The sequence below is a fragment of the Brevibacillus brevis genome (assembly GCF_001039275.2).
GTDB classification, from domain to species: Bacteria; Bacillota; Bacilli; order Brevibacillales; family Brevibacillaceae; genus Brevibacillus; species Brevibacillus brevis_C.
The window spans coordinates 4,314,488-4,340,488 of record NZ_CP030117.1; the positions used below are offsets into that span (position 1 = coordinate 4,314,488).

The 26,001-nt window shown below is 48.4% G+C and carries 27 protein-coding genes; 6 read left to right on the forward strand and 21 right to left on the reverse strand.

The window, feature by feature from the left end; genetic code table 11:
* Positions 1–35 precede the first annotated feature (35 nt).
* Entirely contained in the window at positions 36–1,031 is a 996-nt protein-coding gene (locus AB432_RS20835) for an ABC transporter permease (protein WP_048033912.1), read from the reverse strand.
* Complete coding sequence (locus AB432_RS20840; protein ID WP_048033913.1) at positions 997–1,956, reverse strand: ABC transporter ATP-binding protein; 960 nt, start codon at positions 1,954–1,956, stop codon at positions 997–999. The genes AB432_RS20835 and AB432_RS20840 overlap by 35 nt, the downstream gene beginning before the upstream one ends.
* A 129-nt stretch (positions 1,957–2,085) precedes the next feature.
* On the opposite strand from AB432_RS20840, the gene AB432_RS20845 reads away from it, so the two are divergent.
* Positions 2,086–2,874: a GDSL-type esterase/lipase family protein gene (locus AB432_RS20845; RefSeq protein WP_048033914.1), complete on the forward strand. Its 789-nt coding sequence runs from the start codon at positions 2,086–2,088 to the stop codon at positions 2,872–2,874.
* Here the strand turns inward: AB432_RS20845 and AB432_RS20850 are convergent.
* From AB432_RS20850 to AB432_RS20885, 9 genes are all read right to left on the reverse strand, one after another.
* Complete coding sequence (locus AB432_RS20850) at positions 2,866–4,101, reverse strand: MDR family MFS transporter (protein WP_048033915.1); 1,236 nt, start codon at positions 4,099–4,101, stop codon at positions 2,866–2,868. The two genes, AB432_RS20845 and AB432_RS20850, sit on opposite strands and share 9 nt — an antisense overlap.
* Positions 4,102–4,327: 226 nt before the next feature.
* Positions 4,328–5,176 (reverse strand): YtnP family quorum-quenching lactonase, encoded by an 849-nt coding sequence (locus AB432_RS20855; protein WP_048033916.1) that lies wholly within the window; start codon positions 5,174–5,176, stop codon positions 4,328–4,330.
* Positions 5,177–5,250: 74 nt separating this feature from the next.
* Entirely contained in the window at positions 5,251–5,547 is a 297-nt protein-coding gene (locus tag AB432_RS20860) for a hypothetical protein (RefSeq protein ID WP_016742437.1), read from the reverse strand.
* Positions 5,548–5,710: 163 nt separating this feature from the next.
* Positions 5,711–7,714 (reverse strand): oxidoreductase, encoded by a 2,004-nt coding sequence (locus tag AB432_RS20865; RefSeq protein WP_048033917.1) that lies wholly within the window; start codon positions 7,712–7,714, stop codon positions 5,711–5,713.
* Positions 7,715–7,870: 156 nt separating this feature from the next.
* A complete protein-coding gene (locus AB432_RS20870; RefSeq protein ID WP_048035902.1) occupies positions 7,871–8,341 on the reverse strand; it encodes a hypothetical protein in 471 nt (156 codons plus the stop codon).
* A gap of 75 nt (positions 8,342–8,416) precedes the next feature.
* Entirely contained in the window at positions 8,417–8,731 is a 315-nt protein-coding gene (locus AB432_RS20875; protein ID WP_007717017.1) for a hypothetical protein, read from the reverse strand.
* A gap of 175 nt (positions 8,732–8,906) precedes the next feature.
* Positions 8,907–10,367 (reverse strand): LCP family protein, encoded by a 1,461-nt coding sequence (locus AB432_RS20880; protein WP_048033918.1) that lies wholly within the window; start codon positions 10,365–10,367, stop codon positions 8,907–8,909.
* A 229-nt stretch (positions 10,368–10,596) separates the two neighbouring features.
* The gene (locus AB432_RS30870) at positions 10,597–10,734 is read right to left on the reverse strand and encodes a hypothetical protein (protein WP_007717021.1); all 138 of its coding nucleotides are present in this window, start codon (positions 10,732–10,734) and stop codon (positions 10,597–10,599) included.
* Positions 10,735–10,791: 57 nt separating this feature from the next.
* Positions 10,792–11,745: a carbohydrate kinase family protein gene (locus tag AB432_RS20885; RefSeq protein ID WP_048033919.1), complete on the reverse strand. Its 954-nt coding sequence runs from the start codon at positions 11,743–11,745 to the stop codon at positions 10,792–10,794.
* 230 nt (positions 11,746–11,975) lie between these two features.
* Between AB432_RS20885 and AB432_RS20890 the strand changes: the two genes are divergently transcribed.
* The gene (locus AB432_RS20890; RefSeq protein WP_048033920.1) at positions 11,976–13,193 is read left to right on the forward strand and encodes an MFS transporter; all 1,218 of its coding nucleotides are present in this window, start codon (positions 11,976–11,978) and stop codon (positions 13,191–13,193) included.
* A gap of 71 nt (positions 13,194–13,264) precedes the next feature.
* Here AB432_RS20890 and AB432_RS20895 read toward each other — a convergent pair whose 3' ends face one another.
* From AB432_RS20895 to AB432_RS20925, 7 genes are all read right to left on the reverse strand, one after another.
* Positions 13,265–15,334 (reverse strand): YecA family protein, encoded by a 2,070-nt coding sequence (locus AB432_RS20895; RefSeq protein WP_048033921.1) that lies wholly within the window; start codon positions 15,332–15,334, stop codon positions 13,265–13,267.
* An 89-nt stretch (positions 15,335–15,423) separates the two neighbouring features.
* Positions 15,424–15,693, reverse strand: coding sequence for a hypothetical protein (locus AB432_RS20900; protein WP_048033922.1), 270 nt, complete (start codon positions 15,691–15,693; stop codon positions 15,424–15,426).
* Positions 15,690–16,682: a hypothetical protein gene (locus tag AB432_RS20905; protein WP_048033923.1), complete on the reverse strand. Its 993-nt coding sequence runs from the start codon at positions 16,680–16,682 to the stop codon at positions 15,690–15,692. Before AB432_RS20905 ends, AB432_RS20900 begins: the two co-directional genes overlap by 4 nt.
* Positions 16,683–16,848: 166 nt before the next feature.
* On the reverse strand, positions 16,849–18,411 hold the full coding sequence (locus AB432_RS20910) for a YcdB/YcdC domain-containing protein (protein ID WP_048033924.1): 1,563 nt from the start codon (positions 18,409–18,411) through the stop codon (positions 16,849–16,851).
* A gap of 118 nt (positions 18,412–18,529) precedes the next feature.
* Positions 18,530–19,477 (reverse strand): 3'-5' exoribonuclease YhaM family protein, encoded by a 948-nt coding sequence (locus AB432_RS20915; protein WP_048033925.1) that lies wholly within the window; start codon positions 19,475–19,477, stop codon positions 18,530–18,532.
* Positions 19,478–19,496: 19 nt separating this feature from the next.
* A complete protein-coding gene (locus AB432_RS20920) occupies positions 19,497–20,015 on the reverse strand; it encodes a YkvA family protein (protein ID WP_048033926.1) in 519 nt (172 codons plus the stop codon).
* Positions 20,008–20,637: a DedA family protein gene (locus AB432_RS20925; protein ID WP_048035903.1), complete on the reverse strand. Its 630-nt coding sequence runs from the start codon at positions 20,635–20,637 to the stop codon at positions 20,008–20,010. The genes AB432_RS20920 and AB432_RS20925 overlap by 8 nt, the downstream gene beginning before the upstream one ends.
* 211 nt (positions 20,638–20,848) lie before the next feature.
* Between AB432_RS20925 and AB432_RS20930 the strand changes: the two genes are divergently transcribed.
* Positions 20,849–21,334 carry a DUF2062 domain-containing protein gene (locus AB432_RS20930; RefSeq protein WP_048033927.1) on the forward strand — a complete coding sequence of 162 codons (486 nt, stop codon included), beginning with the start codon at positions 20,849–20,851 and terminating at the stop codon, positions 21,332–21,334.
* Positions 21,335–21,398: 64 nt separating this feature from the next.
* Here AB432_RS20930 and AB432_RS20935 read toward each other — a convergent pair whose 3' ends face one another.
* From AB432_RS20935 to nadE, 3 genes are all read right to left on the reverse strand, one after another.
* On the reverse strand, positions 21,399–21,620 hold the full coding sequence (locus AB432_RS20935; protein ID WP_048033928.1) for a hypothetical protein: 222 nt from the start codon (positions 21,618–21,620) through the stop codon (positions 21,399–21,401).
* A gap of 64 nt (positions 21,621–21,684) precedes the next feature.
* A complete protein-coding gene (locus AB432_RS20940; RefSeq protein WP_048033929.1) occupies positions 21,685–22,509 on the reverse strand; it encodes an MBL fold metallo-hydrolase in 825 nt (274 codons plus the stop codon).
* A gap of 2 nt (positions 22,510–22,511) precedes the next feature.
* Positions 22,512–23,264 carry an NAD(+) synthase gene (gene nadE / locus AB432_RS20945; RefSeq protein ID WP_048033930.1) on the reverse strand — a complete coding sequence of 251 codons (753 nt, stop codon included), beginning with the start codon at positions 23,262–23,264 and terminating at the stop codon, positions 22,512–22,514.
* Between the two features lie 132 nt (positions 23,265–23,396).
* Between nadE and map the strand changes: the two genes are divergently transcribed.
* The 3 genes from map (at position 23,397) to AB432_RS20960 (ending at position 25,959) form a co-directional block, all read left to right on the forward strand.
* Positions 23,397–24,143: a type I methionyl aminopeptidase gene (gene map, locus AB432_RS20950; RefSeq protein WP_048033931.1), complete on the forward strand. Its 747-nt coding sequence runs from the start codon at positions 23,397–23,399 to the stop codon at positions 24,141–24,143.
* Positions 24,144–24,322: 179 nt separating this feature from the next.
* Positions 24,323–25,348 carry an LLM class flavin-dependent oxidoreductase gene (locus tag AB432_RS20955; protein ID WP_048033932.1) on the forward strand — a complete coding sequence of 342 codons (1,026 nt, stop codon included), beginning with the start codon at positions 24,323–24,325 and terminating at the stop codon, positions 25,346–25,348.
* 14 nt (positions 25,349–25,362) lie between these two features.
* A complete protein-coding gene (locus AB432_RS20960) occupies positions 25,363–25,959 on the forward strand; it encodes a TetR/AcrR family transcriptional regulator (RefSeq protein WP_048033933.1) in 597 nt (198 codons plus the stop codon).
* Positions 25,960–26,001: the final 42 nt, after the last annotated feature.

Genomic DNA, 26,001 nt, shown 5'->3' on the forward strand with positions numbered 1-26,001 from the left:
AGCAGACTTGCCATTAAGTAACGGAATTTGCCAAATTAGGATGTGACATCCCTACGGATAAAGGTCGCGTATGCAATGATCAGTGCTGCGATCGCCCATACACTCAGTACCGTCAACGAGAACGGCAACGTCATCCCCTTAATCGGAGGCAGTGTTCCATTGAGATAATCCGTAAGCTGCAAATTTACCACGAACAAGTATTTGGCCGATTCCCAGGAGGATGCCATCTGCGTCAGGATCGTTCCGCTAATTAACGCCGCCATCATAATTCCCATCCCCGCAGCCGCACTCCGAACCAAAACAGAGACCATAAGTGTTACCGTTGCAACCACGACGCAAACGAACCAGCCTAGTCCGTATTGCATCAGCAAAAATTGCCACTGTGGCAGCATGAAAGCGCCAGATGTCTCGAGCTCTCCTCCCGATACTTCAAAGCCCGTCAAAATGGGCAGGTCCCATCCTGAATAGCCAAACACGACCCCAGAGAGCAAGTAAGCAAGAATCAATGTCGTGAGAACCGTAAGAGAGGTAAACAGCAGCAGGGTGATGTATTTGCTGGTCAGTACCTTCCAACGCCGTACGGGTCGCGTTAATAGTAGTTTGACCGTCCCCTCACTAAACTCAGAAGATACGAGGTCAACCGCGAGTACGACGATGATCATCGGCAAAAACATCGAAATGGCTTGATCCATAAAGCCACGAGCAAATGTAGGTCCCCCCGGTGCCATCGGGTTAATGTCGTGATCCAAATAATATTGCTGCTGTGCAATCCTGACCTTGATAAAATCCCGCCACTCTTCAGGAAGACGGCTTGATGCCAACCTGTTTTGCATATCGACGATTTGTTGGGTTAATAGCGGGCGCCAGTCAGTCGTCCCCATTCGTTCTTGTGCAGTGACAACCGAGCGGTACTGCGCGTATGTAAAAATCGGGATCAGAATCGCCAAGATCAGCACGACGACGAGAAAACGGCGCCGACGCAGCAATTTTATGGTTTCATTCTGTACGAGCCCCACCATGCTCTGCTCCATGACTTCCCCCTCCTCCCGTCAATGTAAGGAACAGGTCTTCCAGTGTAACCGTCTTTGTCGCAATCCCCATCACAGGAATGCCACCATTGACCAGCGCTTGGTTCGCCTCGCTCACTTTTTCTATATCCATGCGTGATTTCAGACGCTCTTCACTAATCACCCACACTTCTGTCACTGCTGGCAGTTTTCGCAGGACTTCCTCGGCCTTTTGTATATGGGAAGACGGGATTGTCCAATCGACCTGATCAGCAAACTGCTCCATCAGTTCTTTGACTAATCCAACCGAAATGACCTTCCCTTGGCTGATAATCGCCACCCGGTCGCACATCATCTCGATTTCACTGAGAAGATGACTCGAAATGAAGACAGCGAGCCCTTCCTCCTCGGCAAGCTTGCGAATAAACTGGCGCAATTCACGAATCCCCGCCGGGTCCAAACCGTTCGTCGGTTCATCCAGGATCAATATTTTCGGACGGTGCAAAAGTGCCTGCGCGATCCCCAGACGCTGCCTCATTCCGAGTGAGTACGTTTTCACCTTATCATCAATCGCCCGCTCCAAATCAACGAAGCGGACGATTTCCTCAATACGTTCAGGCGTAATGCCGCCGCTCATTCTCGCAAACTGTTCCAGATTCTCTCTGCCCGTCAAAAACTTGTACAGCTCCGGATTTTCGACGATACAACCAACCTGCGCAATCGCTTGCGGAAACTGTTCCTGAAGGGAGATGCCTCCGATGCGAATATCTCCCCCATCGGCTTTTGCCAATCCAACGAGCATGCGGATCGTAGTAGTTTTGCCTGCGCCATTTGGCCCGAGAAATCCAAATACCTCTCCGGCGAAAACGTCAAACGTAATATCATGAATGATCGGCTTTTTGCCAATCGCTTTTTGCAATCCTTTTACTGAGAGGACCGTTTCGGCCAATGTGCGCCCTCCTATCTGAGTCTCCCCTCGTCAACTGACGATGGCGTTCTGTTTATGGTACACTGTCATAAGATGTCCATCCACATTATACCATGACCATACACTTTAAAACGAATAGGAGGATACCCGATGCGCACATCCGGCCAATTTCTTTGGCGCACGGCAGGTCTCTTGTCTTTACTCTCCTTTCTCTTATTTGCGACAGGGTTTGTCCTCGCGATGAATCCGCAGCAGTTGGCACCATCCACAGCAACCCCACCTACCAAAAAAGAGCAGCCACCCTCACCTTTACCAGAAAAGGGTGTCCATAAAGTAGTCGCACTAGGAGATTCCCTCACGCGCGGTGCCGGAGACGCAAACGGTCAAGGCTATGTCGGACTCGTTCGCCAAGCATTGGAGAAAAAATCGGGCCAGTCGATTACTTTTACAAACCTCGCGATTAATGGACAGGAATCATCTGAGTTGCTCAAGCAAATGTCCCAGGAGCAAGTAAAGAAGCTGCTTTCAGAGGCCGATCTGATTCTTTTTACCATCGGCGGAAATGACTTGTTCAGGCAGACAGGCGGGCTGTATACCATTGAAAAAGAAAAAGTGACCACAGCTCTTAATCAGCTTGCGGTCAACTATGAAGAGATTCTCAAGCAGGTTCGTACCGTCAACAAGACGGCGACGATCGTTTACACATCCCTGTACAATCCTTTTGGCAATACCGAAGCAGCCGTCGACACCATCGGGCCCGTACTCGACTGGAACAATCAGGCGTCCCAAATCGCCTCCCGGTACCCGCAAGTTTTCGTGGTGCCGACCTACGACTTGTTCTTGCGCAAGGAACAAAACTACTTGTATACAGACCATTTCCACCCGAATGCCGATGGCTATAAGCGGATGGCGGATCGTATCTTGCAAGCGTTAGAGTGATTCAGCCCTCGCCTCATTCAAGGACTTGCCACGGGTTGCCTCAAAGGCCCGAGCACCCGCCCATTGGAAGGCACTGCTCATCATCGAGGTAGCTGCTACCACCAGGAACAAGGTTGTACCTCCATAATGTGCCAACAGCAATCCACCCATCCACGGACCGATGAACTGGCCGAGGTTGCTGAAGCTTTTCGCACCGTAATAGCTGCCGCGCATATTCTCTGGTGCCATTCGGTCGATCAGGACATCCCCTGCGGTAAACGTAAGGATTTCTCCAATCGTGAAAAATACCATCGCCACAATGAAAATCAGCCACGAATTGGCAAAGGCATAACCCACATCACCAACCGCATACATGACGTTTCCCACCAATATTGCGGTGAGAGGCGTCTTTTTTTCTGCCCAAGTCGTCAACGGAAGCTGCATCACAACAACGACAATGGCATTGACGGTCATCAGGATGGCAAACAGTTCTGTTCCGTTCACGACTGTCATTTCTGCGAATTTGGCCAGCGTAGAAGACATCTGCGAGTAGCCAATCGCTCCTAAAACACCGGCGAGCATGTATAAGCGAAACGCCTTGTCATTGACCACTACGCTGAATGCACGGCTAAATGTAACGACTTCTTTCTTTTGGCCTTCAATTTGTTTGATGCCGAACTTGTTCAATAATCCTTGCAAGCTAACCACATAGATCAGATAAATCAGCGCAGTCATCAGGAAAGGCAGGGCTACAGAGCTTTTCGCCAGCACTACCCCGGCAATAGGCCCAACCGCTACCCCTACGTTAATTGCCATGTAGCGAATACCGAACACCCGAAGCCGTTTCTCTTGCGGCGTTACATCTGCCATCAGTGCCTGTGAAACGGGTTCGTAGAAGGAGCGACAGAGTCCCCCTGCTATATTGAGCAAAAGCAGAATCCACGGGTCTTTACTAAGCGCAAACCCGACGAACACGAGCGTCCATACATACAACGCCCCTAGCATGACTCGCCTGCGCCCGATCCTGTCTGACCATGCCCCCGCAATAAAGCCTCCGATTGTACCCGCGAGTGGTCCTGCTCCAATCGTCAAACCGATCATTGCCAAGCTCATATCTGTTTGATTAGACAAGTATAAAAACAAAAACGGCATGCTCATCGAGCTGGCGGCCCGGACGAACACGGTCCCGACGACTAATGACCAGACGATCGGGTGAAACTCCTGTAAACGCATCTTGATCCAGCTCATTTTCTCTCTCCTCACCACTGTTATGCTTTCCCATCGCTGCCAGAACAGATGCTCTGTGATGTTCCCATTGTAGAGAGGCAATGGTCGTTCGTCAATGAGCATTCAAAATTTTTTGATTATGAAACATTTCTATGAGAGTAATCAAAATTTCGATAGGGTTGGACACAGAAGCCTTAGACAACACAAAAGACCGCCAGAAAACGCTGACGGTCTTTGCCTATCCTTTTTACAAAGTAACTTCAATACGATCAACCATTTCTCCCTGCTCGTTCCATTTCACCGCACGGTAAACGCTATCGTGGTAAAACGTGAACCAAGCACCTTGCTTGATCCCGTTGTTGATCCATTCTTCTTTTGCAAAGATGGATGTCATCGGATAGTCGTCGTAGGCCATCACCCATAATGGATTTTGATGGGCGTGTGTAGGCATGATGTCCGCCAGATGCAAAAGCAGGTGCCCCTCTGTCTCCATTCGGACAATAGCATGTCCCTGACTGTGACCGCCTGTATGATGAAGCGTGATTCCTGGCACTACTTCGTGCGAAGCTCCGTACGTCTTTACCTGATTCTCAATCGGACGCCAGTTCTCTTCCCAATATGTATTCTTCGAGCGAATATTCGGCTCTCTCATCTCTGCCCATTCCTGCTCCTGCACGTAGATGACAGCCTGTGAAAACGTAGAGACCAGTTGTCCATCACGAACAGAGACAAGTCCGTTGGCATGATCGTAGTGCATATGTGTCATGATGACGATATCAATATCGGCAGGAGACAACCCTTTTGCTGCGAGGGAGTCCACCACTTGAGACTCTTCCTCCAAGCCAAAATTGCGCTTCTGTTTTTCCGTTAGCCGATCATTTCCCATACCCGATTCAATCAAGATGCGCTTGCCATGAGCCTGTACCAGGATTGGGTCAGCACGCAAAGGGATTTGATTGAGATCATTTGCTGGGTATCTTTTGCTCCAGAGCGGCTTGGGCACGACTCCAAACATTGCGCCCCCGTCCAGCTTCGTGAGTCCACCTCTCAGCCAAGACAATTGAAACTGACCTACCTGCCATTCGTTCCCTACCATGATCCTGCCGCCTCCTCGATTGCTCGGAATGATGATTGAAGTTCGAAAGCGAAAAGCACCCCGTTCAGGGTGCCTTACAGCTTTTCTGCTACACTTACAGTTCTAGTCGCCGGGGCGATTTCTAACAGGAGATCACTCGATACAGCCTGCACAGTGACATCTGAATCACTTCGTCTATGATGAAGCACGAGTTGCGCTACCTTTTCATTCTCTCGGTATACGCTGATTAATGTCTGTAATGGATTGGCACTCCCGCCTGCGATCAACTTAAACCCCGGGGCTATCGTAAACGTCCATCCCTCCACCTCTACTAGCGGTGCTAACGAGTACAGGAAGTAGCGTTTCCCTAAGAGAATGCCATTATGGTTCATCAAGGCGAGAGCCCCCAATCAAATGAATTTGAACAGTATAACTTCATTTTGCAAAAATTAGCGGAGGTTGAAAAGCGATTCGACAAAACTTCTAAAAAGACGACATACTTTTCTTAATCATATCCGATCACCGTTGTTTTCGAAATAGAGAATCTTTCATCCCTTAAATCGCTCTTCCTACGGTCGCCCCCTCCAAAATGGCGCGCTTGGCATCGAGCTCTCCCGCTTCTTTAGCACCGCCTATGAGGTGCACAGGTAGCCGATCCAGCAATGCGTGGTATAGCGAATTGTTGGAGGTCGCTCCAGCCGCTACAATGACCGTATCAGCAGGAATCATGCGTTCCTCCCCATCCTGAATGAAATACACCCCTTCTTCAGCAATTCGGCTGTATTCAATTTGTGTCAGCATCTCTACGCCCCGTCGCTTCAGGTTGGAGAGAACTGCCCAACGCGTCGTTTTGCCCAAGCCCGATCCGACATGCTTTCCTCGCCGCAGCATGCTGATTTTTCGTTTTCGCTGTTGCAGTTGCTGTACAGCTCTTCCATCGAGAATCCGATACTCCTGCAAGTACTTCGCTGCCTTCGGTGAAATCGTTTCGTCGTGCATCAGTAAATGGGACAAATCACATGCGATTCCTCCCGCACCGACGATGACTACTTGTCTACCAACCTTGGCGCGCTTTTCAAATACCGCATCGTACCCCTTCACATGTTCGAGCTCCACACCTGGAATCTCTGGACGCCGTGGAATGACACCCGTTGCTACCACAACTTCTGCAAAGCCTTCTTCGATTAGGGCTTCTGCCTCTGCCAGTGTTCCCAGCCTTATTTCGACACCAAGACGCGCAAGCTCTGTCTGATAATAGCGAAGCGTTTCATTAAATTCCTCTTTACCCGGCACCTGTCTGGCGTAGTTTAATTGTCCACCGATCTGTTTTTTGGCCTCTATGATGATCACCTGATGCCCTCGCTCTGCCAGCACACGAGCCGCCTCCAAGCCAGCAGGCCCCGCACCGATTACAGCTACCTTCTTGCGGTTTTCCGCCGGAACCAACTGCCACTCTGCTTCTCTGCCCACGAGAGGATTGACCAGACAGGAGGCTACCTTCCCCTCAAAAATATGATCGAGACAGGCTTGATTGCAAGCAATGCACGTGTTTACTTCATCAAAGCGTCCTTCTTTACTTTTTTGAACGATATACGGGTCCGCTAAAAACGGACGGGCCATCGAAACCATATCACTGCATTCCTCATACAAAATCTTTTCAGCCTGACGCACGTCGCTGATTCGATTGCTGGCGATAACCGGGATGTTCACGACCTGCTTGACTTGCTGCGCCACCCATACATATGCTCCACGCGGCACCATCATGCCAATCGTCGGTACTTGTGATTCATGCCAGCCAATTCCGACATTGAGAGCATCAGCTCCTGCCTCCTCCAGCATTTTGGCAAATTGCAATGTCTCTTCCATCGTCGTACTATCTGGCATCAAGTCCAATCCCGACATCCGGTAGATGATCGGATAATCCGGTCCGACTGCTTGGCGGACACGGTTAGCCACCTCAATACCAAAACGGGCTCTGCGTAAAAAGTTCCCACCCCACTCATCTTCTCGCTTATTGGTCACAGGGGACAAAAATTGATTGATCAAGTATCCTTCCGAACCCATAATTTCTACGGCGTCAAAACCAGCTTTTTTAGCACGGACGGCACCATCAGCAAAGCATTGGATCGTTGCTTCGATCTCCTCTGCATTTAACTCTCTCGGCTTCCAACGGTTAATCGGCGCCTGCAATGGTGATGGTGCTACCGGGTCTAATCCTGTTGCTTCCTTGTAGGCATAACGCCCAGCATGGAACAGCTGCAACGCAATTCTCCCATTGGCTTGATGAACCTCTTTCGTGATCAGGCGCAATTTCTCGATATCCTCGTCTTTGTATACATTGCAATACTCGTCGCCCATGCCGCCTTCTGGATGTACGGCAGCCCCTCCTGTCACGATCAGACCTGCCTCTCCATTGGCACGCTCTGCGTAAAAGGTAGCAAGCCGCGCTACACCATTCTGAAGCTTTTCAAATCCAACGTGCATGGACCCCATCATAATCCGATTTGGCAACGTCATCGAACCAATTTGAATCGGTTCCCATACTTTTGAAAGTTCCACGTTAAACGCCCCCCTCAACGAGTGAATGCTCATTCATTTTCATTATCTATACGATTCTCTCTCTTCTCCTCATATTCCTCCTTCCTCATTCATTCATGCAAAAAGCTCAGGGCATTACGCCTGAGCTTCCTTATTTCTTATGTACAGCCTATGTTTTTATGTGCCGAGTTTTACGAGCATTCCTAAATCTGCAGAAAATCTTGCGATGGTTTCTGTAAATACGATATCCTCAGCTTCTGTTCGCGGCATCTGCACAACAAAATGATAATCCAGCACGACATTGGCTTCTGCCTGCTTGCCATGCTCCACAAAGCGGCGCTTTTCTGTCAGCGAGCACTCAGCTACCAAGCTTTTTGCTTGTGTCCATAAGTGTTGAATCTCTTCATCTTGCAAGCTATAAGGATAGTCAATTTCCACCTCAATTTCACAACTGTCCTCTTCCGCAAGCGAAAACAGATGGATGGTCGCCGTTGGTTGCTTCTCATCTTCCGCCTCGGAAAACGTGATCAGAACCTCTTGCCCTTCCGATTCTTCCAACAACGAATGATCGGAGCGCAAGACGATATCCGAAATCATTCCATGCGTATGTAACTGTTGATTTAGTTTTTCCACCATAAATTGTAGCACGTACATTTTTCCTCCTGTTTCACGATTTCCTCTCGTTGCAGTATAGCACGAGTTTTACAAATGCGAAAAACCCCTTCACGAGGAAGGGGTCGGTGTATTGTTCATATTTTTTTGATTCATGAATTCGGACAGCCACGCACGACGTACTTCTTTGTTTGGACAGTAACCTAAAATGTAGCTTTCTCCGCGCATATATTTTTCCTTAATCCACTCTTTATGCTTGCGGAAAAAGGCATGCTGGAAATCAATCGGCATCTGCTGATATTCTTCCAAAGCTGAAGGGTTCTGGAGGAAAAAATCTTCATCATACACAAACTCTTCGTTTTGTTGGCGGCTGATCAGGTACACAAAAGCAATCACCAGGAACAGGTTCACCAAGAAAATCGTCATAGAAATCCCTCCAGTCAGTAATAATTATCTGATTAATCTGTCTTATCAGCATATTATTATTGTACCACGAAATTGGTGTTTTCTAAACCTTTTCCATAAACGAATTTTTAAAAATTTTTGATGAATCGACAAATAAAAACACCCGCTCGTGATGAACGGGTGTTTTTCGTACTCGTTAGGAGTTTGTGTTCGGACTATCTGTCGTTGCAGGACCAGCATCCTGACTGGACGGCGGGATGATATCCGGCGGTGGAGTAGAGTTGTTGCCGTTGTTACCTGCTGGTACAGTCCCAGGAGATTGTGTTGCATCAGTCGCAGGCGTCTGCGCTCCCTGACCTTGATCTGTCGACTGGCCTTGCCCTTCTGGGTTTACGACATCAGGTGGCGGCATTGCGCCTTCATTTGCCGTACCGTCTTGATTGTCTGTTGGATTCGTCGGCTCTTGTTCTTTCGGAGCCTCCGTTTTTTGTTTCGTTGGTGTTGACGCAGCTGATTCTGTCGTTTTCTTCTTGACGCTCTTCTTGTTGCTTGTCGCTACCGCTTCACCGGCACCGAGTATCGGCGAATTATTGAGCGCTACGACGCTCTCACTCAATCCCATCTCTGATTGCAAGGAATCGCGAACAGACTCGAGCTTTTCTTTTTCGAGATAGGTGTATCCTCCCTGCCAATATGCCCCATTATCCAATGCAGTGACCGTAGAGGAATTAAATCCTTTGAAATCGTAGGCCAAGCCTTTGATCTGATCCTTGGAAAGATCGGTATGTATATTCTTGGCGCCTACGTCCATTACGTTAAAGATCTTCGTCAATCCTTCAAGAGAAGCCGCTTTGTCCACAACAGCCTTGATGACCTCTTGTTGGCGACGGTTACGGTCGAAGTCACTGGAGTAGTACTTCGTTCCACGGTTGTCATGACGATGTCGTACATAACCAAGTGCTTGTTCACCATTCAATTTTTGAAGTCCTGGCTGGAGATTGATGTGTGTATCGTCAGTTGGATCATCGTATACCAGTCTGCGATCCACATTGACTTCCACACCACCTAATTCGTCAATGACAGCTTTGAAACCATCGAAGTCAATCGCTACAAAATGCTCAATCGGAATACCCAGTATTTCATTCAACGTTTTCTTCGTTAAGGAAATACCATCTTCGGTAACCGTCTTGTTGTTGCGCTCTGCTTGTCTGCGTTCTGCTTCACCATTGGCATAGACAGAATTGATCTTATGGTAGTCGCGATAACCTGGAATCTTGACGCGTGTGTCCCGTGGAATGGATACCATGGTAACTTTCTTCGTCTTTGGATTGGCAACTGCCACGATCATTACGTCTGTATTCATGGAACCTGTTTCAGGACGGGTATCAGAACCAAGCAAGACGAACGACATTGGCTTATCCGAGTAGTATACAGGATCGACATTTTGGGATACTGGCGAAGTAAATCCGCTGTTTGCAGGGCTCGTTACTTCCGTCAGAGTGTCTTCAATTTTCCAATAAATTGCTCCAGCCACACCGCCAACCAGCAGCAAGGTGATCAATGTGAGGGATACCACGAGTTTACGTATTTTTCGATTACGGCTCGGCTGTTTCTTTCGAGAAGCTGAAGCGCGTGTTTTCACAACAGTATCTGGCATATGAATCAGTCTCCTTGTTCGCGCACGCTTTTTGACAAAGTAAAGGGAGGCACGATTTTGAATTGTGCCACTCGACAATATGCACCACTATTTTCTTCAGTTGGCAATACTCTGATTCAGGTATTGTACCATATCGTTGTCTGCATTTGTAGAAAAATGTTCCTTTAAACGAAAAGTCCCCCATCTTTTTGTCGATAAGGGGACTTTAGTTGCATATATAACTTTTGGCTTATTGCAAGCCACGTGGCGCCTGACTAAACCCTTGTACAGGACCTTCAGGACGCTTGTTTTTGGAGCGATGTGAATCTCCGCCCTGCCGAACATGGCTCTCTTGTTTTCCGTTTACATCATTCGATTTCTTTTCCATGACATACACTCCTCCTCTGTACCAACTAACGGGTAGTGTACGTCAAGCTATGTATTTTCATTCTCTGTCGAGGATCTGTCTTTCTTTTGCGGCATAGTAATCTTTTCGTGCCAAAAGGGTATCGATATCATATCGGCCATTTCCCTTTGTTCTCATCTCTGCCAGAGCAACCCCGAAAGCTGCTTGTTCTGTAAGGGACAGCGCTTTGTTTTGCGCATAAATGATACCCGCGGCAAACGCATCTCCTGCTGACTCTCGAATCGGCATAGCCGGGGCAGCAAGCCATTTTTTCTCATGTGCGGTGCAAAGCCACAGCCCTGCTTCCCCACAAATGACCATGACCTGATGGATACCTTCTGTCACCAATTTTTTCGCGCATATTTCCACATCATTATAGGAATGAAGCGATTGGCCACCCAACACTTCCAGTTCATCAATGCTCGCGACAAGTATATGAACACCTTCAAGTAACCCTTTCCATTTTTCTGCTTTTTTCACAGAGACAGGGTCTACGATGATCTTTTTGTCGAGTCTTCTGGCTTCCGCCAAAAATGCCCGCATAACCTCGACGGGAAGATTGGCATCCAGAAACAAGCCTGCGGCCTGCGGCAAGCGCTTGAGACCTTGCTGGACAATCTCCGCTGGCCACTCTTCATTTAGTTCCATATCTGCAACAGCCGTGTACAATTCACCGTCACGATCACGAATAGCCAAATAGCGCCCAGTCGATTTCCCTGCGATTCGCAGCATACCATGGGTAGCCACTCCACTATTTGCTGTGACCTGTCTTAACCACTCGCCATCTGCATCTTCTCCTACCAGAGCAAACAGCTGCACTTCTTCTCCTAGCCATCCGAGATTTTCCGCCACGTTTCGAGCTACACCGCCTGCTGCTTGATGTACTTCACCCGGATTACTTGTTCCAGGCAACAGTCTGGCAGAAGTGATTCCCTGCACGTCAACATTGGCTCCTCCCACGCATAGCCAGTATTCTGTTATACCTTCCAGCATTCCAGCATTCCCCCTAGCCTTCTGCTCATGGTCTAGTCCATTGTGCTCCTCTCTTTTTTCGACAGCATCTCCCCATTTACCTACCTTTTTAAAAACTTCCTGACAGATCAAATTCTTTATTTCGGACCACTATATTCCGGTTATTCATGGATGACGTCCTGTAGAATCCGTGCTACATTGAGAAAAATGAAAAAAGTAAGTTACGAAAGAAAGGTTGGGGATGAACTGACATGAGTGCCTCATCGACACCCATTCACTCTACACCCGCAGGGACTGCGGCACCGACTGTCTATCGCATGCTCTTTGCCATTAGCATTGCACATCTGTTAAACGACAGCTTGCAAGCGGTCATCCCTGCATTACTTCCTATTGTAGAGAAGAATCTGGCATTAACGTTTACACAAGTTGGAATGATTTTACTCGTCATGAATCTTACTTCATCTGTTTTGCAACCATTCGTCGGTTACTTCTCGGATCGTAAATCGATCCCTTTATTGCCACCACTGGCTTTGATCGTATCGGGATTGGGGATGCTGGCACTCGCTTTCTCGGGCAATTACTATTTCGTTCTCCTAGCAGTCGCCTGTGTTGGAATTGGCTCAGCCATTTTCCACCCAGAAGCCTCACGCTTCGCTCACTTGGCATCCGGTCCTCGCAGAGGGCTGGGGCAATCCATTTTTCAAGTAGGTGGAAATGCTGGGCAAGCACTCGCTCCCTTGATGACTATCCTGGTCTTTGCGAACCTGGGACAGACTGGGGCTGCCTGGTTTCTGCTGCCCGCGCTGTTAGCTAGCGGCATCTTGCTCTATGTTGCTCTCTGGTATCGTGGACAACAGCGTTTGAAAAAGGCTACTACCGCACCAGTCACGTATACGAATCGGAACAAGCGGCTGATTGCCCTCGGCCTCCTGATTGTTATCGTCAGTGTGCGTTCCTGGATGAATGCTGGCTACCAAAGCTTTTACCAGTTTTATTTGATGTATGTGAAAGATATGGATTACGCCAATGCACAGCTCGTCATTTTTGGTTTTCTTTTCGCAGGAGCGATTGGGACATTTTTTGGCGGACCGCTGTCTGACCGATTCGGAAAAAGGAACTTGCTCATCATTTCCACACTCGGTTCACTTCCACTGACATTGCTGACGCCTTACGTCTCAGGCTTTTGGGCCTTTCCATTGCTGGTGATTAGTGGCTTTATCATGCTTTCCAGCTTCTCCGTCACGGTTGTATACGCACAGGAGCTACTGCCTGGTAAAATCGGTACCGTATCCGGGCTGATTATCGGGCTTGCGTTCGGAATGGGAGGCATGGGCGCTCTCGTATTCGGCTATCTCGCCGATCTCTACAGTTTGAGCTTTGTCATTCTGTTATGTTCGTTCCTCCCGTTGATTGGGTTTATGGGCTTTTTCCTGCCGAAAGACAAGACACTCCGCGAATGGGCTCACTAATCTATACCAAAGAAAAGTCAAAACAAAAACCCGAGGACACAAATCCTCGGGTTTTTGTTAATGCTAGGGATCTAAACCAATACACCTGTTGGTGCGCCCAGCACTTGGGCAATGACTGGCGGATACACCTCAGGCGTACCATACAGTCTCCAAGTACCATCCTCACCTTGACCGAACAAGCCGTGGATCATCCAATCTGCTGCCAGCATAGCACCCAAATCAGCGCCAATAGACAGCTTGATTGTCTCGCCATTCACACGTTTTGCCGTACAACCAGATGAAGTGATTTCTTGCACGAGTATGGATTCTTCCGTGATATCTTTGATCGCCATCGGGTTGCTGTAAAGATTTTGAGTCGCTTCCTTTTCCAGCACACCACGCAGGCGATAGGATTCCGGCAATGTTTCCTTCAACTCGGCGAACAATGGCTGCATGACAGGATAAAGCGCGTATGGTCCCTGCTTATCCAGCCACTTGAAGAACGCCGTCAAAACAGACATCAAATTTGTTGCCAACGTTTTGGTCGTTGCGTCCGTGCGCGTGAAAATGTCGTGGACGAGGAAGTATACCAGGTCCTCTCTGCGCAGCTGCTCCCATGTGAAAGATGGGCCAAACGCTCCTCTGACGAATGAACGGAAGTTGTTCATGACCTCATCGTACTTTTTGACGGTTGCTTCTGATTTGCCCTCGGTCATCTCTTGCACGAAACGACTGATGTCCGCAAGTCTGTCAGGATGTACGGTGTACACACTCTCCGGCAACCCCTCGATCAACGGACGGCGTAGCAGGTTATGCACATGCAGGCTGTCATTTGACAACGAGAGGCGCGGACGTAGCATGTCCATACGGATAAAGCGAGCCAAGCCTTGTCCGATTTTATGATCCTGTTCCATTTGCTCCATCAGCTTATGGAGTTTTTCATGCAACTCCTCGTTTTCTGTAGCCGCAACCAAGAGCGGAGCCAAATCATCGAGCTGTTCATGGGAAGTAACCAGCCATTTTTCAGCAAAATAGGTTTGGACTGCCCACTGCAACACTTTTGGTGGCATAGTAGGCTGACTCGTGATGAACAGAGTTCCTTTGGACAAACGAGAACCTGTTGAAGTAAGAACGCGAATCTCCTCTTCGTTCTCAAATGCAAGCAGCAGCAAAAGCTCTGCCACTTCGTCCAACTGCGGTGGATACCCTTCCAGAACCAGGCTGTCATCCTGCAAAATCACTTCTGCCTGTACTTCGTATAACTCCAGCAAGGCATCCTTTAAATTCGGGAACAAATGCTCTTCCTTGCGTGTCGCATATACCCATATCTCACGAGCACCATCTCGTTTTTTCAGCTCAAATGCAGGGTTCGACTCGATTACTTTCAGCAGCTGCTTACGATCTGGCAAAGCATAGGTACGACGCAGAAGCGATTCTTGCTTCGGTGCTTCCGACTCGCTTGCCGCTTCCCCGAATTGAACGATGAAGTGATACAGCTCTGTCGTATAGCTTCTCTTGCTCGTATCTGCCTTCGCCGCTTCTACTTCTGGATGCTGGTGTAACCACTCGAGCAGGCTTTCCTTGACATGTGGCTGCAAGATGATGCTGCCAGAGAAGAGCATATCACGCAGACCTAGATTCAGCAGGCGCCCTACGATCAATTGTCCAGGGACAACATTCAACGTATTGGCACGAAGCAGATAGTGTTTTTCTTCCGATATCGGTTGTTGAACCGTGATGACATCACGATCCACTTCCACGATTTCATAAACATTCAGGTGTAGTCCAGCAAACGCACGGCGAAGATCAGGCTCCATCCGACGTCCATGCTGTTTGATATAGTTCTCAAGCAGCGTGCTTCCACCTGTTTTGACGTCCAATACACACCAGTTGAAGAAATGGGCTGCCCACTCAGGACGTGCGACGCTCTCTTGGGTCAAACCTACTTCTTCGGCAAAACGATTCCGCGCTTCTTGAATCGTCTCGCTGGTTACATTTGCGCCGACAAAATGGTTCAGTCTTTCGACCCAGCCAGCGTATTCTTTTTGCAGCTTTTGCTCATGGCGGCTACGCAGCTCCGTAATAGGAGTGACAACCCCACAGCATTTTTTGTATTTTTTTCCGCTCCCACAAGGGCACAGTTCGTTTCTTCCTACCGACATAGAGGGTTTGGATCTCCTTTCCATCCCACGCGGCATGCGCGGGGAATCATGCACAATCCCCCTATTTTACCGCATTATTCGTCATGTGTTCAAGTGTTCTCGCGCTTTGGTTCATGTGCGATACCCACATCCGTGTTGTTGCTTTCCCATTGAACAATAAATTGTTCCAGTCGATTCATCAACCTGACGATGCGCTGCTTCTCGCCCATGCATGCTGAAATAGCAGAGAGTTGGTTCGTGGCAAAAAGCTCCACCACTTCCTTCTCCATGTCTTGAAGGCGAATCCGATAGCCCGCGATAACATCGCGCAGGATGGCAAATCTCTGCTCTAACCGGATCGTAGCCTCAAGTTTACTCATTGTTCACTGGTCGCTAGCACCTGTTGAATGCCAAGTACGATCTGCTCATGCTTATGTTTCTCTTTCATTAGCACTTCTATAGCTTGCATATTGCTTTGTTGAAAATGAGCGACAACTTCTTGGGACATTTCTTGATTTCTTGTCTCCAAGCGGTTGATAGCTTCTTGCATCAGTTTTTGTACTTCCTCGAGAACTTGCTGGTTGGTAATGGTAGACATAGTAGCATCCTCCTTGGTAAATAGTAGTTCTTGTTGTTCTTCCACCTGGTGTAAGGGATTCGCTGGTTCTTCCGATGCAATTTCTTCTGAGACGGACTCGCTGTTTCCTATCGATACAGAAGGGGCAGCCACTGCAACCTCGAGGGCCGCCTGCTCTTCCTTGGAATCTTCGCTACGAGCAATGATGTACATGGTATCACCGTCAATGCGGAAGCGGTCATCTTGCGCAGGGAGAAAAGCAGCATCTGCAGCAATTCCAACTTCCTGCTCCAGAAAATGGACTAATGTGCGAGCAGCTACCTGCGTAATGCCATTGTCGCGGCAAAACGCATACACTTGGTCATTGCCCAAAGTCCACTCTGCCAAAAACCATCTGCTGTCGCCTTGATATTGCACAAAGCGAGGATCGCGTTCCAATTGCAACATACGAAGAATCTGATTCCAGCCAAACTGCGTTTGACGACGCAGCTCTGCGACAATTTGCTCAAGCTTTTTGGGTGTTTGGCTATCGCGCAAATAGCGATGAGCCAAGTCGTACACTTGATGCGGCTGGTGAGTGACCTCTACGATCGCCTCAGAGCTTCCAACCCGCACTGGAGACTGCTCCATGTTCAACACTTTTTCCAGTATTGTCTCGCAGTCCAGATCCAAAAAAGCATTCAGCTCATTCGCTTCCATCCGGGAGCAGATCTCCGTACGTGGAAGGGAGCGCTCACCGGGCCGGAATACCTTTTTTACAATACTTGGTAGGGTATAAGTTGGCCGTTTCATTGCACTTTCTCCTTCTCGTGATCGGCATTGTTTGCCAAATCAAATGGGAATCAAGAAGATATTCTACAAAAAGAAAAAAAATCCTACCTGCCTTGAAGTGTTTATGAATTCCGATAATGATGAAAGGGAAAACCCGACATGGCTTCTACACCATATCGGGTTTTGGTTATGGGGTAGCTTTCCATTCCAGCCAGATTTCTTCCACTGCACCCGTAGCAGCATTGATCTGCAAAGACTTGGCATCTGCTGTCGGTAAATAGGCCAACTGCGGCAGTTTCGCTGCATGCGTACCTACCTTCGGATACCAGTATGCCAAGCGCAGATTTGCTTCTTTGACATACGCGTCCTTTGCTTTCTCATCCTTGATAATACCGTCTTTCCTGATGGTAGCAGGCATGGACGGCAGCTCATTTACTTGAGCAAGGACTACATTGCCCTTCTTTGCGTCCACTTCCATGTAAAACAGTGGCCTCTTGGTTGGGATACCATCAATCTCAGGATGAAAAGCAAAACTACTGATCGGTCGCACCAGATTTTGATCCGCCCAGCCAGGCAGATTTTCTACCAGACGCGTCTCTTTTACGGAGAAAGATTGTTCTTTGGACAATAAGTATTTTTCCACAAATTGTACGGCGATGTCTTTTGCCTCATCATGTGTGAGCGGCTTCTCAAGCTCCTTTTCTACGGGACCGTCCAGCTTGAATTCAATGGGTGATTTTGTTTTACGGTCGAGCGTAATCCACGCGCTTTGATACGAGCTTGCATTCCATTCATGGCGATCGATGTCACTGTTTTTGTACTTCTTGTCTTCTTTTACATTTTTGTACGTGCGTTGATTCAGCTTCAGGCCAAAATCCTTCTCGAGCATCTGCTCCATTTTTTTCATATCTCGCCAGACTCCCATGTCTGCTGTTCCTTTGATTTTCATCGTCTCATTCTCTGTTTTATACACAGACGGAACTTCTTCGCCAGTCAGAGCATCTATCGTTGGCAATTGGTCAGGCACGTAAACGAGCTTGCCAGCTGACTCATCGTAGACCAATTCCAAGGATACCTTGTCTTGCCACTCCTTCATTGCCTTTTCAAGCGCTACAGTCTTGCTTGGGTCCGCTACTTCTTCTGCGGTAGGAAGCTTTAGCTTTTCTTGCTGAAAATGGACAACCTGACCCTTTGCGTCAACCATGACCCGTGCTGTCTCTTTGTCCACCCATGTGTTGTTCAACTGTGGGTAGACACTGACAACCGCCAGATGATCCAGCTCAGATGCACGATCGTAAGAAAGCATCGCTCGCGGGGAAATAACATGGTCAACTGCTATGTAATTCCGAACAAAGTCCACAGCCTTTTGATAGGCTTCCTTTTGATTGATTTTAGTTGTTTTGTCCCGATTCACATCATGCAGGACAAAACTGGTCATATCTCCCTCTGCATTTGTGGAGATAGTGAGCGTCGTATTCGTGGTAATGATACTCTTTCGATCCGAGAGATTAATGACATACCCCGATTTGCTTGTCCCTCCGTATGAGTCCACATGAAGGCCCTTCATGAGAGGCACATAGTCCTCTTTCAATTCTGTTAACAAGTGAGCGATGTCTCCTGGCAACTGAATAGGCTCCAAACTTGATTTGCCATCATACGCATAAGAAGACAACGGATGCAGAAGTGCCACTGGTGTCGTGACCATGCTGACTGCCAACACAAACATGGCAGCTCTGTTTCGCTTTTTCACAGGAATACCTCCTCATTACAAGACATTACTGTTAAGACGAGCTTCCTGCAAAATCGTTTCTGATTTATCTAAAAAAAGCCAACTGCTCGTTTTGCTTAGCAGTTGGCTTTTTGGTCCATTAATACCCGCGCCAGACTTTACGTCTAAGCACGCCAGCGTACGCCCATTCCTCTTCTTCTGTCATGTCCGCTAGTGTTTGGCTCAAAGCGTTCATTTTGCTGTCGATCTGATCCAGGTAATGGAACATGACAGCTGTAGGCGTTTTTCCAGATACAGCACTGCCCCAGCCGTTTTCTACCTCTCCATGATGACTCAAAATGCAATGCTTCAAGTGCAGAACCTCCGCGTCCCCTAAAGAAATATCTAGCTTGCGGCAAATACCGCTTACCATCTCGACTCCCATGACCAAGTGACCAATTAACTGACCTGGCGTGGTGTAGTCAGGGGCGATGGGATCAGACAGCTCGTACAGTTTTCCAATATCGTGTAGGATACAAGTCGCAATCAATACATCCCTGTCTACTTGTGGATACAGGGGCAAGAGGCTCTGTGCCGCCGTCAACAGAGAGACAATATGCTCGAGCAAACCATGATAATAGTTGTGGTGCATGCGAACGCCAGCCGGATAATGGCGAAGACGATCCTGAATCTCCTCTGTTGCCAGCGCTTCTTGAATAATGGCCTTGAGCGTGGCACTCTGCAGGCTGTCGACTGCATGGGTAAGCTTTGTCCACAGTTCCTCTACTGGAACTGGCGAGATCGGAATAAGTGACTCCATCTGAACTTCGTCGGATGCACCAGCCGGTCTGATTCGTTGAATCACCAGTTGCTTTTTCCCACGATACACTTGGACAGCAGCGTCGATCTTCACGACAGCCTTGACGTTAATCCATTCCTTCATTTCTGCATTGACATCCCACAGCTTTGCACTGATGGTGCCGGAGCGATCTCCCAACTCCAAGTTCAAGTATTCACTCTGGTTACTCGCTACGCCTGCTTCCTTGTTTTTAATCAAGCAAAAAGCGACAACACGCTCTCCCTCTTGATAATCCAATAAATATTTCATCTATTTGTCCCATCCTAGCTTATTTTTTTCGGAACAGGGTTTCTTCCAGCTTTTTCACTATTTTCTTGCCGACCAGATCATCCGCTGATCGAACCACCTTCGTAATGACAGCCAAGAGGTCTTCTTCGCCATTCCAATGCTCACGTACAATCGATTCATCGATATCCACCAAAATCTTGCGCAATGCATAAACAGCCAAAATGACGTCGTCCACAAGTCCGAATCCACCGACTAATACCTCCGGAATAAAATCAACCGGGGTAATGAAGTAGGCAACCGCTACACCCGCTAACGCTTTTGATTGAACACCTACGCGCTTGTCCAGCATAAGGCGGGCCAAGAGAACGAACAAATCTGGTGCAAGCAGTATAAAGTTGGCTACAGAATCATTGACTCCCTTGTCTCGTATGAACGCTTCGATTTTCTCACGCAATTTATCATAAAATCGCTGATGCTTTTCCGGTAATACTACAGGAACCAGTTCGGTCGGCTTCTGAACCACAGGCAGTAGATTTTCGTTGCGGTTTTCTTCACTCATTCTGATCCCTCCGTAGTTGTTTTTTTACATTCGCCTTGTGCCTGAAATACGACCAGGCTGCGATCAATGCGAGCAAAGCGATAAAAAAAATCGCGAGGTTACGAGCAATCAAATCAAACAGCTCATCCCAACGTTCTCCTAATTGCCAGCCAAGCGTCACAAAAAGCAAGCTCCAAAACAACCCACCCAAATAGGTATAGAGCATGAAAGTCGGAAATGGCAATCGCGTAATCCCGGCGAAATAGGCCGTAAACTGACGAACACCAGGGATGAAATAGCCTAGCGGAAGCGCCCATTTACCGACGCGATTAAACCACTCTTCCGTTTTTTTGTAAACCGTATAGCCCATTCCCAGTCGTTTCCCATATCGTTCGAGAAAAGTGTAGCCTAATGTTCTGCCGATCCAGTATGCCACCGTCATCGCTGTAACGGAACCGAGAAAGCAGACGAAAAAAGTAGGCCAATATTCCAATTTTCCCGTTGAGACAAGAAATCCAGAAAAAACGAGCAGCGTTTCTTCAGGCAAGGGCATCCCCAAAATTCCTAGAAAGAACAATCCAAACAAGGCGCCATACCCATATTGAGCAATATAGTCACCGAAGGTTCCCATTACATCTTCCACGAATGTCACCACTTTTCCAGCAAGCTGCCCTCTTCCATTATGCCAAAAGAAAGGCGCATTCACAAATCAGAGCTCGTATGGCAACTATTAATTTTTGCCAACTTGGAGATACTCTACAACATCAATTGAAAACGAATCCAGCTTCACCATTCGCCTTACCCTTAGGGGATATTACAGACAAATGACTTGGGACAAACGAGGGATAGCACGGATGTGGAAAAAAACATATCGAAAGCTAAAATTCGAATACTACAAGGTGCTGAGAATGAAAGGGGCTCCAGCTTTTGTCGCCCGCGGATTTTCGCTCGGAATCTTCATCGAGTTCATTACCCTGCCTACTTTTGGCCTCGCGTTTTTATTGCTTTTCCCGCTTTGCAAGCTGTTTCGTGCCAGTTTGCCCGCTGGTTTGGTTGCGTTTGTCATCGGAAAGCTCATCTTACCGCTTTTCATCCTTTTTAATTACAATATTGGATACGTGTTGATCGGCAAACCGTTACAAGGGCATTTGATCCATCACGAGTCCGGGATGCAATGGCTTGTCTGGGTGAAAGAAAAAGGACTTGTCTATTTTACCGGGAGTGCCATCATGGGACTGATTGTCGCGTTCATGAGCTACTTTCTCGTTTTAACTGGCCTTCAATTGTATCGCCGCAAGAAATTACGGCGCTCATTGCCTGAGGAAAGCCCTACTCCTTAGTCGCTCGAACGAAAAAGACCGGTCCGACAATCGAATGTCAGTCCGGTCTTTTTTGCTCGCAATGTTATGCAAAGTAGCCTTGATCGTGCAGGTGCTCCATGATTTCGGCAACAGTTTTGTCTTCTTTCAAGAGCTCTACGGTTACTTCCACTTGCTCTGGGGACAAACCGTTCGCTCCGAGGCTTTCCTTGATCAACACGTCGTTAGGGCGACGGAAGTACGTTTGCAACGTACGCTTCACACGTCCTTCCAGACTTGTTCTCAGCATCAATTCAGTCGTAGACATCTGTTCCACCTCTTTCCTAGAAAGATTTGCGTAACCCCTATTATCTTATAAAACCGTGGAATAATCAACCTTTCTGCGAAATAGCTTCCTTGCATAGTTGATCCCGGTTTTGGTCATGGGCTGAACGGAGATGTTCATCGATCGATACACCATCATACATCAGTTGGGAAAACTGCTCTGTAAGTACATCTTCCCCTACATTATTGGCGATCCCCTCGAAAACAACTGCACGTGCATCCAACAAATACTGGCGATCACGTGCAATTCGATGCAGAATTTCCTCGCGTCCTTTTGCAGGTACTCCGTGTCCAGGAATGACTTCTTCCACCTCTCCTAGAAGGACCAACCGCTCGATTTTTTCCAGACTCTCCAAATAAGCACTGCTGTCATCGATAAACGGGAACTCTAAATTGGATAGCATGTCACCGACAACAAGCAGCTTCTGCTCCCGGAACAAGGTCGCCATCTGATCAGGTGTATGTCCTGGTACAGGCAGGAAAAAGACCTCCTGCCAATCTTGTGCATCCTCCACAAATTTCGTGAACTTCGGCATTCCTACTTCATACGATCTGACCACGTAATACGAGCCATCAAACCGCTTTGCCTTGTTCAGCTTACCCTCGATCCGTCCATCGGTGAGGATTTCCTTTTGTGCAATGATTGTGGCATCCGGAAATTTGCCGACCCCGACAACATGATCCCAATCTCCGTGAGTCAGGACGAGAATGAGCTCTCTTCCATTCCTCTCCCTTTGCACATAGTCAGCAATCGCCTCTATCTCATGTGGAAAATAGGCCGGATCAAACAAGTAGAGACGTTGCTCTGTTGATACGACTGCACTGGTCGTTTGCCACAGACAACTTGTAAACAGCTTGTAGGATTGTGGCATATCTATATGCCTGGCATGATGTTGCGCTTATGCTCAGAGATTCGATGCAGGTAATCGATGCGTTCTTTGGCCTCCGGTCGAGTTTCGCCTGTAATCAGCAAACGATCCAGGTCCTCATAGGTGAAGCCCATCTCCTGTTCATCCGTCTGCCCTTCCCACAAATCGGCAGAAGGCGGCTTCGTAATGATCTCTCCAGGCACCCCGAGCTCAGCAGCGAGAATTCGCATCTCATGCTTCGTCAGGCTTGCTACTGGATTAAAGTCGGCAAGACCGTCTCCGCCTTTTGTCATATAGCCAACATGAATCTCGCTCCGGTTGCACGTATCCGCTACCAGGTATCCTTTTTGGTTCGCGATGGCGTACAACACTGTCATGCGCAAACGAGCCTTTGTATTTCCTTTTGTTTTGTCATCAAGCCCAAGTACACTCTCGATAGCAGGAACCAAAGCGTCGTAGGCAGGCCCTACATCAACCGTGTGCAAATTGAATCCAATCGCTTCAGCAAGTCGCTTGGAATCTGTTTCATGAACGGTTTGCGAGTAAGCAGGCAACCAAACGCCAATGACACGTTCAGAGCCTAATGCACGAACACACAGCGCTGCCGTAACGGCACTGTCAATCCCACCAGAAATACCGACGACTGCACCGCCGAGACCATTTCCGTCAATTTGCTCACAAATAAAGGCAACACGTTTTTCCACGTCTTCTTTTACATGAATCTGGTAGTTCGCCAGATGTTCTTGAAACTTGTCCACGCTACCTACCCCCAGGGTTGATTATTTCTTCCTCATCCTACCATGCCGTTTTCGGTGTGGCAATTGGCGCAGAACGGGACTACACTATATACTATAAAGAGTTCTTGACTAACGAGGAGAAGGAGAGAGTCGATGATTATCCTCAAGACACCTGAAGAAATTGAACTCATGCATGCAGCAGGCAAAATTTTGGCTGCTTGTCATCGTGAGATTGCCAAGATGATTCGTCCAGGCATTTCTACCTGGGAGATTGATCAATTCGTAGAAGAATTTTTGGCTGAAAATGGCGCGACCCCTGAGCAAAAAGGGTTTCATGGATATCCCTATGCCACATGCGGTTCAGTAAATGATGTTATCTGCCATGGCTTCCCAAAAAAAGAGCCTTTGCGTGATGGCGATATCGTCACTATCGACATGGTTGTTCGCAAAAACGGCTGGCTGGCTGACTCCGCTTGGTCTTATGAAGTGGGAACAGTGTCCCCAGAAGCGAAAAGACTGCTGGAAGTCACTGAAAAATCGCTGTATCTCGGTATTGAGCAAGCTGTCGTAGGCAATCGGATCGGTGACATTTCCCACGCCATCCAAACGTATGCACAAGCACAAGGCTATTCTGTCGTGCGTGATTTTACCGGACATGGTATTGGTCAGGAAATGCATGAGGAGCCGTTCGTTCCTCACTTTGGCCCTCCTGGCAGAGGTCAACGCCTCAAAGAAGGCATGGTCATTACCATTGAGCCCATGCTGAACATCGGGACGTACCATGCTACGGTCGATGAAGATGGTTGGACAGCACGTACTCGCGATGGGAAGCTGTCCGCTCAATTCGAGCACACCCTCGCTATTACCGCGAATGGACCTGTAATCTTAACAAAACAATAAGGATGTACGTAAAGCCCTTGCATTGTCAGGGCTTTTTCTTTTTCTCCCAATGTGCTCGGTCGCACATCCAAGCGTTGACATCCCTTCTTCTGCTCCGTATGATGCAAGTACGTTTTGTTACTACCCAGTAACAATCTTATCCGACCAGCAACCGCTAAGTACAAGGAGGGTTTCATCCCATGTCCGATACAATCTCCTCGAAGCAACTACGAGATATCCCATTGTCCGTTCTCGATTTAGCACCTATAACCGAGGGTAGCAACGCCGCTGAATCGTATAAAAACAGTCTCAATCTAGCGCAGCAGGTGGAAAAATGGGGCTTTACTCGTTATTGGCTTGCCGAACACCACGCAATGCCCAGCGTAGCCAGCTCTGCCACCTCTGTTCTCATCGGTTACATTGCCGGCGGCACCAGCAAAATCCGTGTTGGCTCAGGCGGCATTATGCTGCCCAATCATGCTCCACTCGTGATCGCCGAGCAATTCGGGACACTGGAGTCTCTCTATCCAGGCCGGATCGACTTAGGTTTGGGACGCGCACCCGGAGCGGACCAACGAACAGCACGTGCGCTACGCCGCGATTTGCGGGTTGGTGGAGAGGATTTCCCGGAGTTATTGGAGGAGCTGCGTGAATATCTTCGTCCACGAACAAGCGAGTCGTCATCAGCCATCCGCGCTATTCCTGGCGAAGGTCTGAACATCCCGATCTGGCTGCTCGGTTCCAGCGATTTCTCAGCGCGACTGGCGGGTATGCTCGGATTGCCTTTTGCATTTGCTGGACATTTTTCGCCTAACTTTACATTGCCTGCGTTGCAGACGTATCGTCATTGTTTCCGTCCATCGGAAGTGCTGGATCAGCCATATGCCATGGTTGGCGTCAACGTGATGGCAGCCGATACAGATGAGCTCGCAAATCGACTGGCCACCTCCCATTACCAGGCATTCTTAAATCTCGTCCGCGGCGATCTCAAGCCAATCCAACCACCTGTGGACAATATGGATGAGCTATGGAGCGAATTCGAAAAACTGTCTGTCCAAGCACAGCTGCGTTCTTCCATCATCGGCAGCCCTGCTACCGTGAAAAGCAAACTGCAAGAGTTGCTCGATGCTACAGGCGCAGATGAGCTCATGATTACGACGCAAATGTACCACCATGCTGATCGTGTTCGCTCTTTTGAAATTGTCGCTGACGTCTGGAAATCCTAAATGGGGGATGGTATATGACGGAAGCAAAACGTCCTCGCGTGCCTCGTGAAAAAGCACAAGAGATCATCTTGAACGCTGCAGAAGAATTGTTTTATCAAGAAGGAATCCATGCCGTCAGTGTAGATGCCATCGTCGAGCGTGCCGGAATGAATAAAATGAGCGTCTATCGGCAGTTTTCCTCGAAAACGGATCTGATTCTCGCCTACATGACCCGAAAGCAAAACGTATTTTGGCAAGAGTGGGAAGAGAGCATCGCCAAGCATCCCAATCGGCCACGAGAGCAAATCATTCAGTTTTTTGCTGATCTGGCTGAGCGAGCGACCAACGAGGAATTTCGCGGCTGTTGCTTTATCAATGTAGCTGTCGAGTTTCCTGATCCGGTTCATCCTGTTCGCGAGTTGGTTTGCTCTCATCAGAAACGCATCCGCGACGCTTTTTTGGACCGCACGACTGCCCTTGGCGCTGCAAATCCATGCGAGCTGGCCTATACGCTTATCTTGTTGATGGAAGGTGCTTACGCGGACAGCCAGACATACGGAACCGATAGTGCAGCGATCCGCATGGTTCCTGCCATCGTAGAAAAGGTTTTGGATCAAGCGCTTCACAATTAAAAAAGTGGCTCCCTGCCTTCTTCGGGCAGTTGCCACTTCCTC

Bases quoted from the DNA above. Each gene is read 5' to 3' on its own strand.
- AB432_RS20835 (WP_048033912.1), bottom strand. From the start codon at position 1,031: ATGGAGCAGAGCATGGTGGGGCTCGTACAGAATGAAACCATAAAATTG.
- AB432_RS20845 (WP_048033914.1), top strand. From the start codon at position 2,086: ATGCGCACATCCGGCCAATTTCTTTGGCGCACGGCAGGTCTCTTGTCT.
- AB432_RS20850 (WP_048033915.1), bottom strand. From the start codon at position 4,101: ATGAGCTGGATCAAGATGCGTTTACAGGAGTTTCACCCGATCGTCTGG.
- AB432_RS20855 (WP_048033916.1), bottom strand. From the start codon at position 5,176: ATGGTAGGGAACGAATGGCAGGTAGGTCAGTTTCAATTGTCTTGGCTG.
- AB432_RS20860 (WP_016742437.1), bottom strand. From the start codon at position 5,547: ATGAACCATAATGGCATTCTCTTAGGGAAACGCTACTTCCTGTACTCG.
- AB432_RS20875 (WP_007717017.1), bottom strand. From the start codon at position 8,731: ATGACGATTTTCTTGGTGAACCTGTTCCTGGTGATTGCTTTTGTGTAC.
- AB432_RS20880 (WP_048033918.1), bottom strand. From the start codon at position 10,367: ATGCCAGATACTGTTGTGAAAACACGCGCTTCAGCTTCTCGAAAGAAA.
- AB432_RS30870 (WP_007717021.1), bottom strand. From the start codon at position 10,734: ATGGAAAAGAAATCGAATGATGTAAACGGAAAACAAGAGAGCCATGTT.
- AB432_RS20885 (WP_048033919.1), bottom strand. From the start codon at position 11,745: ATGCTGGAAGGTATAACAGAATACTGGCTATGCGTGGGAGGAGCCAAT.
- AB432_RS20890 (WP_048033920.1), top strand. From the start codon at position 11,976: ATGAGTGCCTCATCGACACCCATTCACTCTACACCCGCAGGGACTGCG.
- AB432_RS20895 (WP_048033921.1), bottom strand. From the start codon at position 15,334: ATGTCGGTAGGAAGAAACGAACTGTGCCCTTGTGGGAGCGGAAAAAAA.
- AB432_RS20900 (WP_048033922.1), bottom strand. From the start codon at position 15,693: ATGAGTAAACTTGAGGCTACGATCCGGTTAGAGCAGAGATTTGCCATC.
- AB432_RS20905 (WP_048033923.1), bottom strand. From the start codon at position 16,682: ATGAAACGGCCAACTTATACCCTACCAAGTATTGTAAAAAAGGTATTC.
- AB432_RS20915 (WP_048033925.1), bottom strand. From the start codon at position 19,477: ATGAAATATTTATTGGATTATCAAGAGGGAGAGCGTGTTGTCGCTTTT.
- AB432_RS20920 (WP_048033926.1), bottom strand. From the start codon at position 20,015: ATGAGTGAAGAAAACCGCAACGAAAATCTACTGCCTGTGGTTCAGAAG.
- AB432_RS20930 (WP_048033927.1), top strand. From the start codon at position 20,849: ATGTGGAAAAAAACATATCGAAAGCTAAAATTCGAATACTACAAGGTG.
- AB432_RS20935 (WP_048033928.1), bottom strand. From the start codon at position 21,620: ATGTCTACGACTGAATTGATGCTGAGAACAAGTCTGGAAGGACGTGTG.
- AB432_RS20940 (WP_048033929.1), bottom strand. From the start codon at position 22,509: ATGCCACAATCCTACAAGCTGTTTACAAGTTGTCTGTGGCAAACGACC.
- map (WP_048033931.1), top strand. From the start codon at position 23,397: ATGATTATCCTCAAGACACCTGAAGAAATTGAACTCATGCATGCAGCA.
- AB432_RS20955 (WP_048033932.1), top strand. From the start codon at position 24,323: ATGTCCGATACAATCTCCTCGAAGCAACTACGAGATATCCCATTGTCC.
- AB432_RS20960 (WP_048033933.1), top strand. From the start codon at position 25,363: ATGACGGAAGCAAAACGTCCTCGCGTGCCTCGTGAAAAAGCACAAGAG.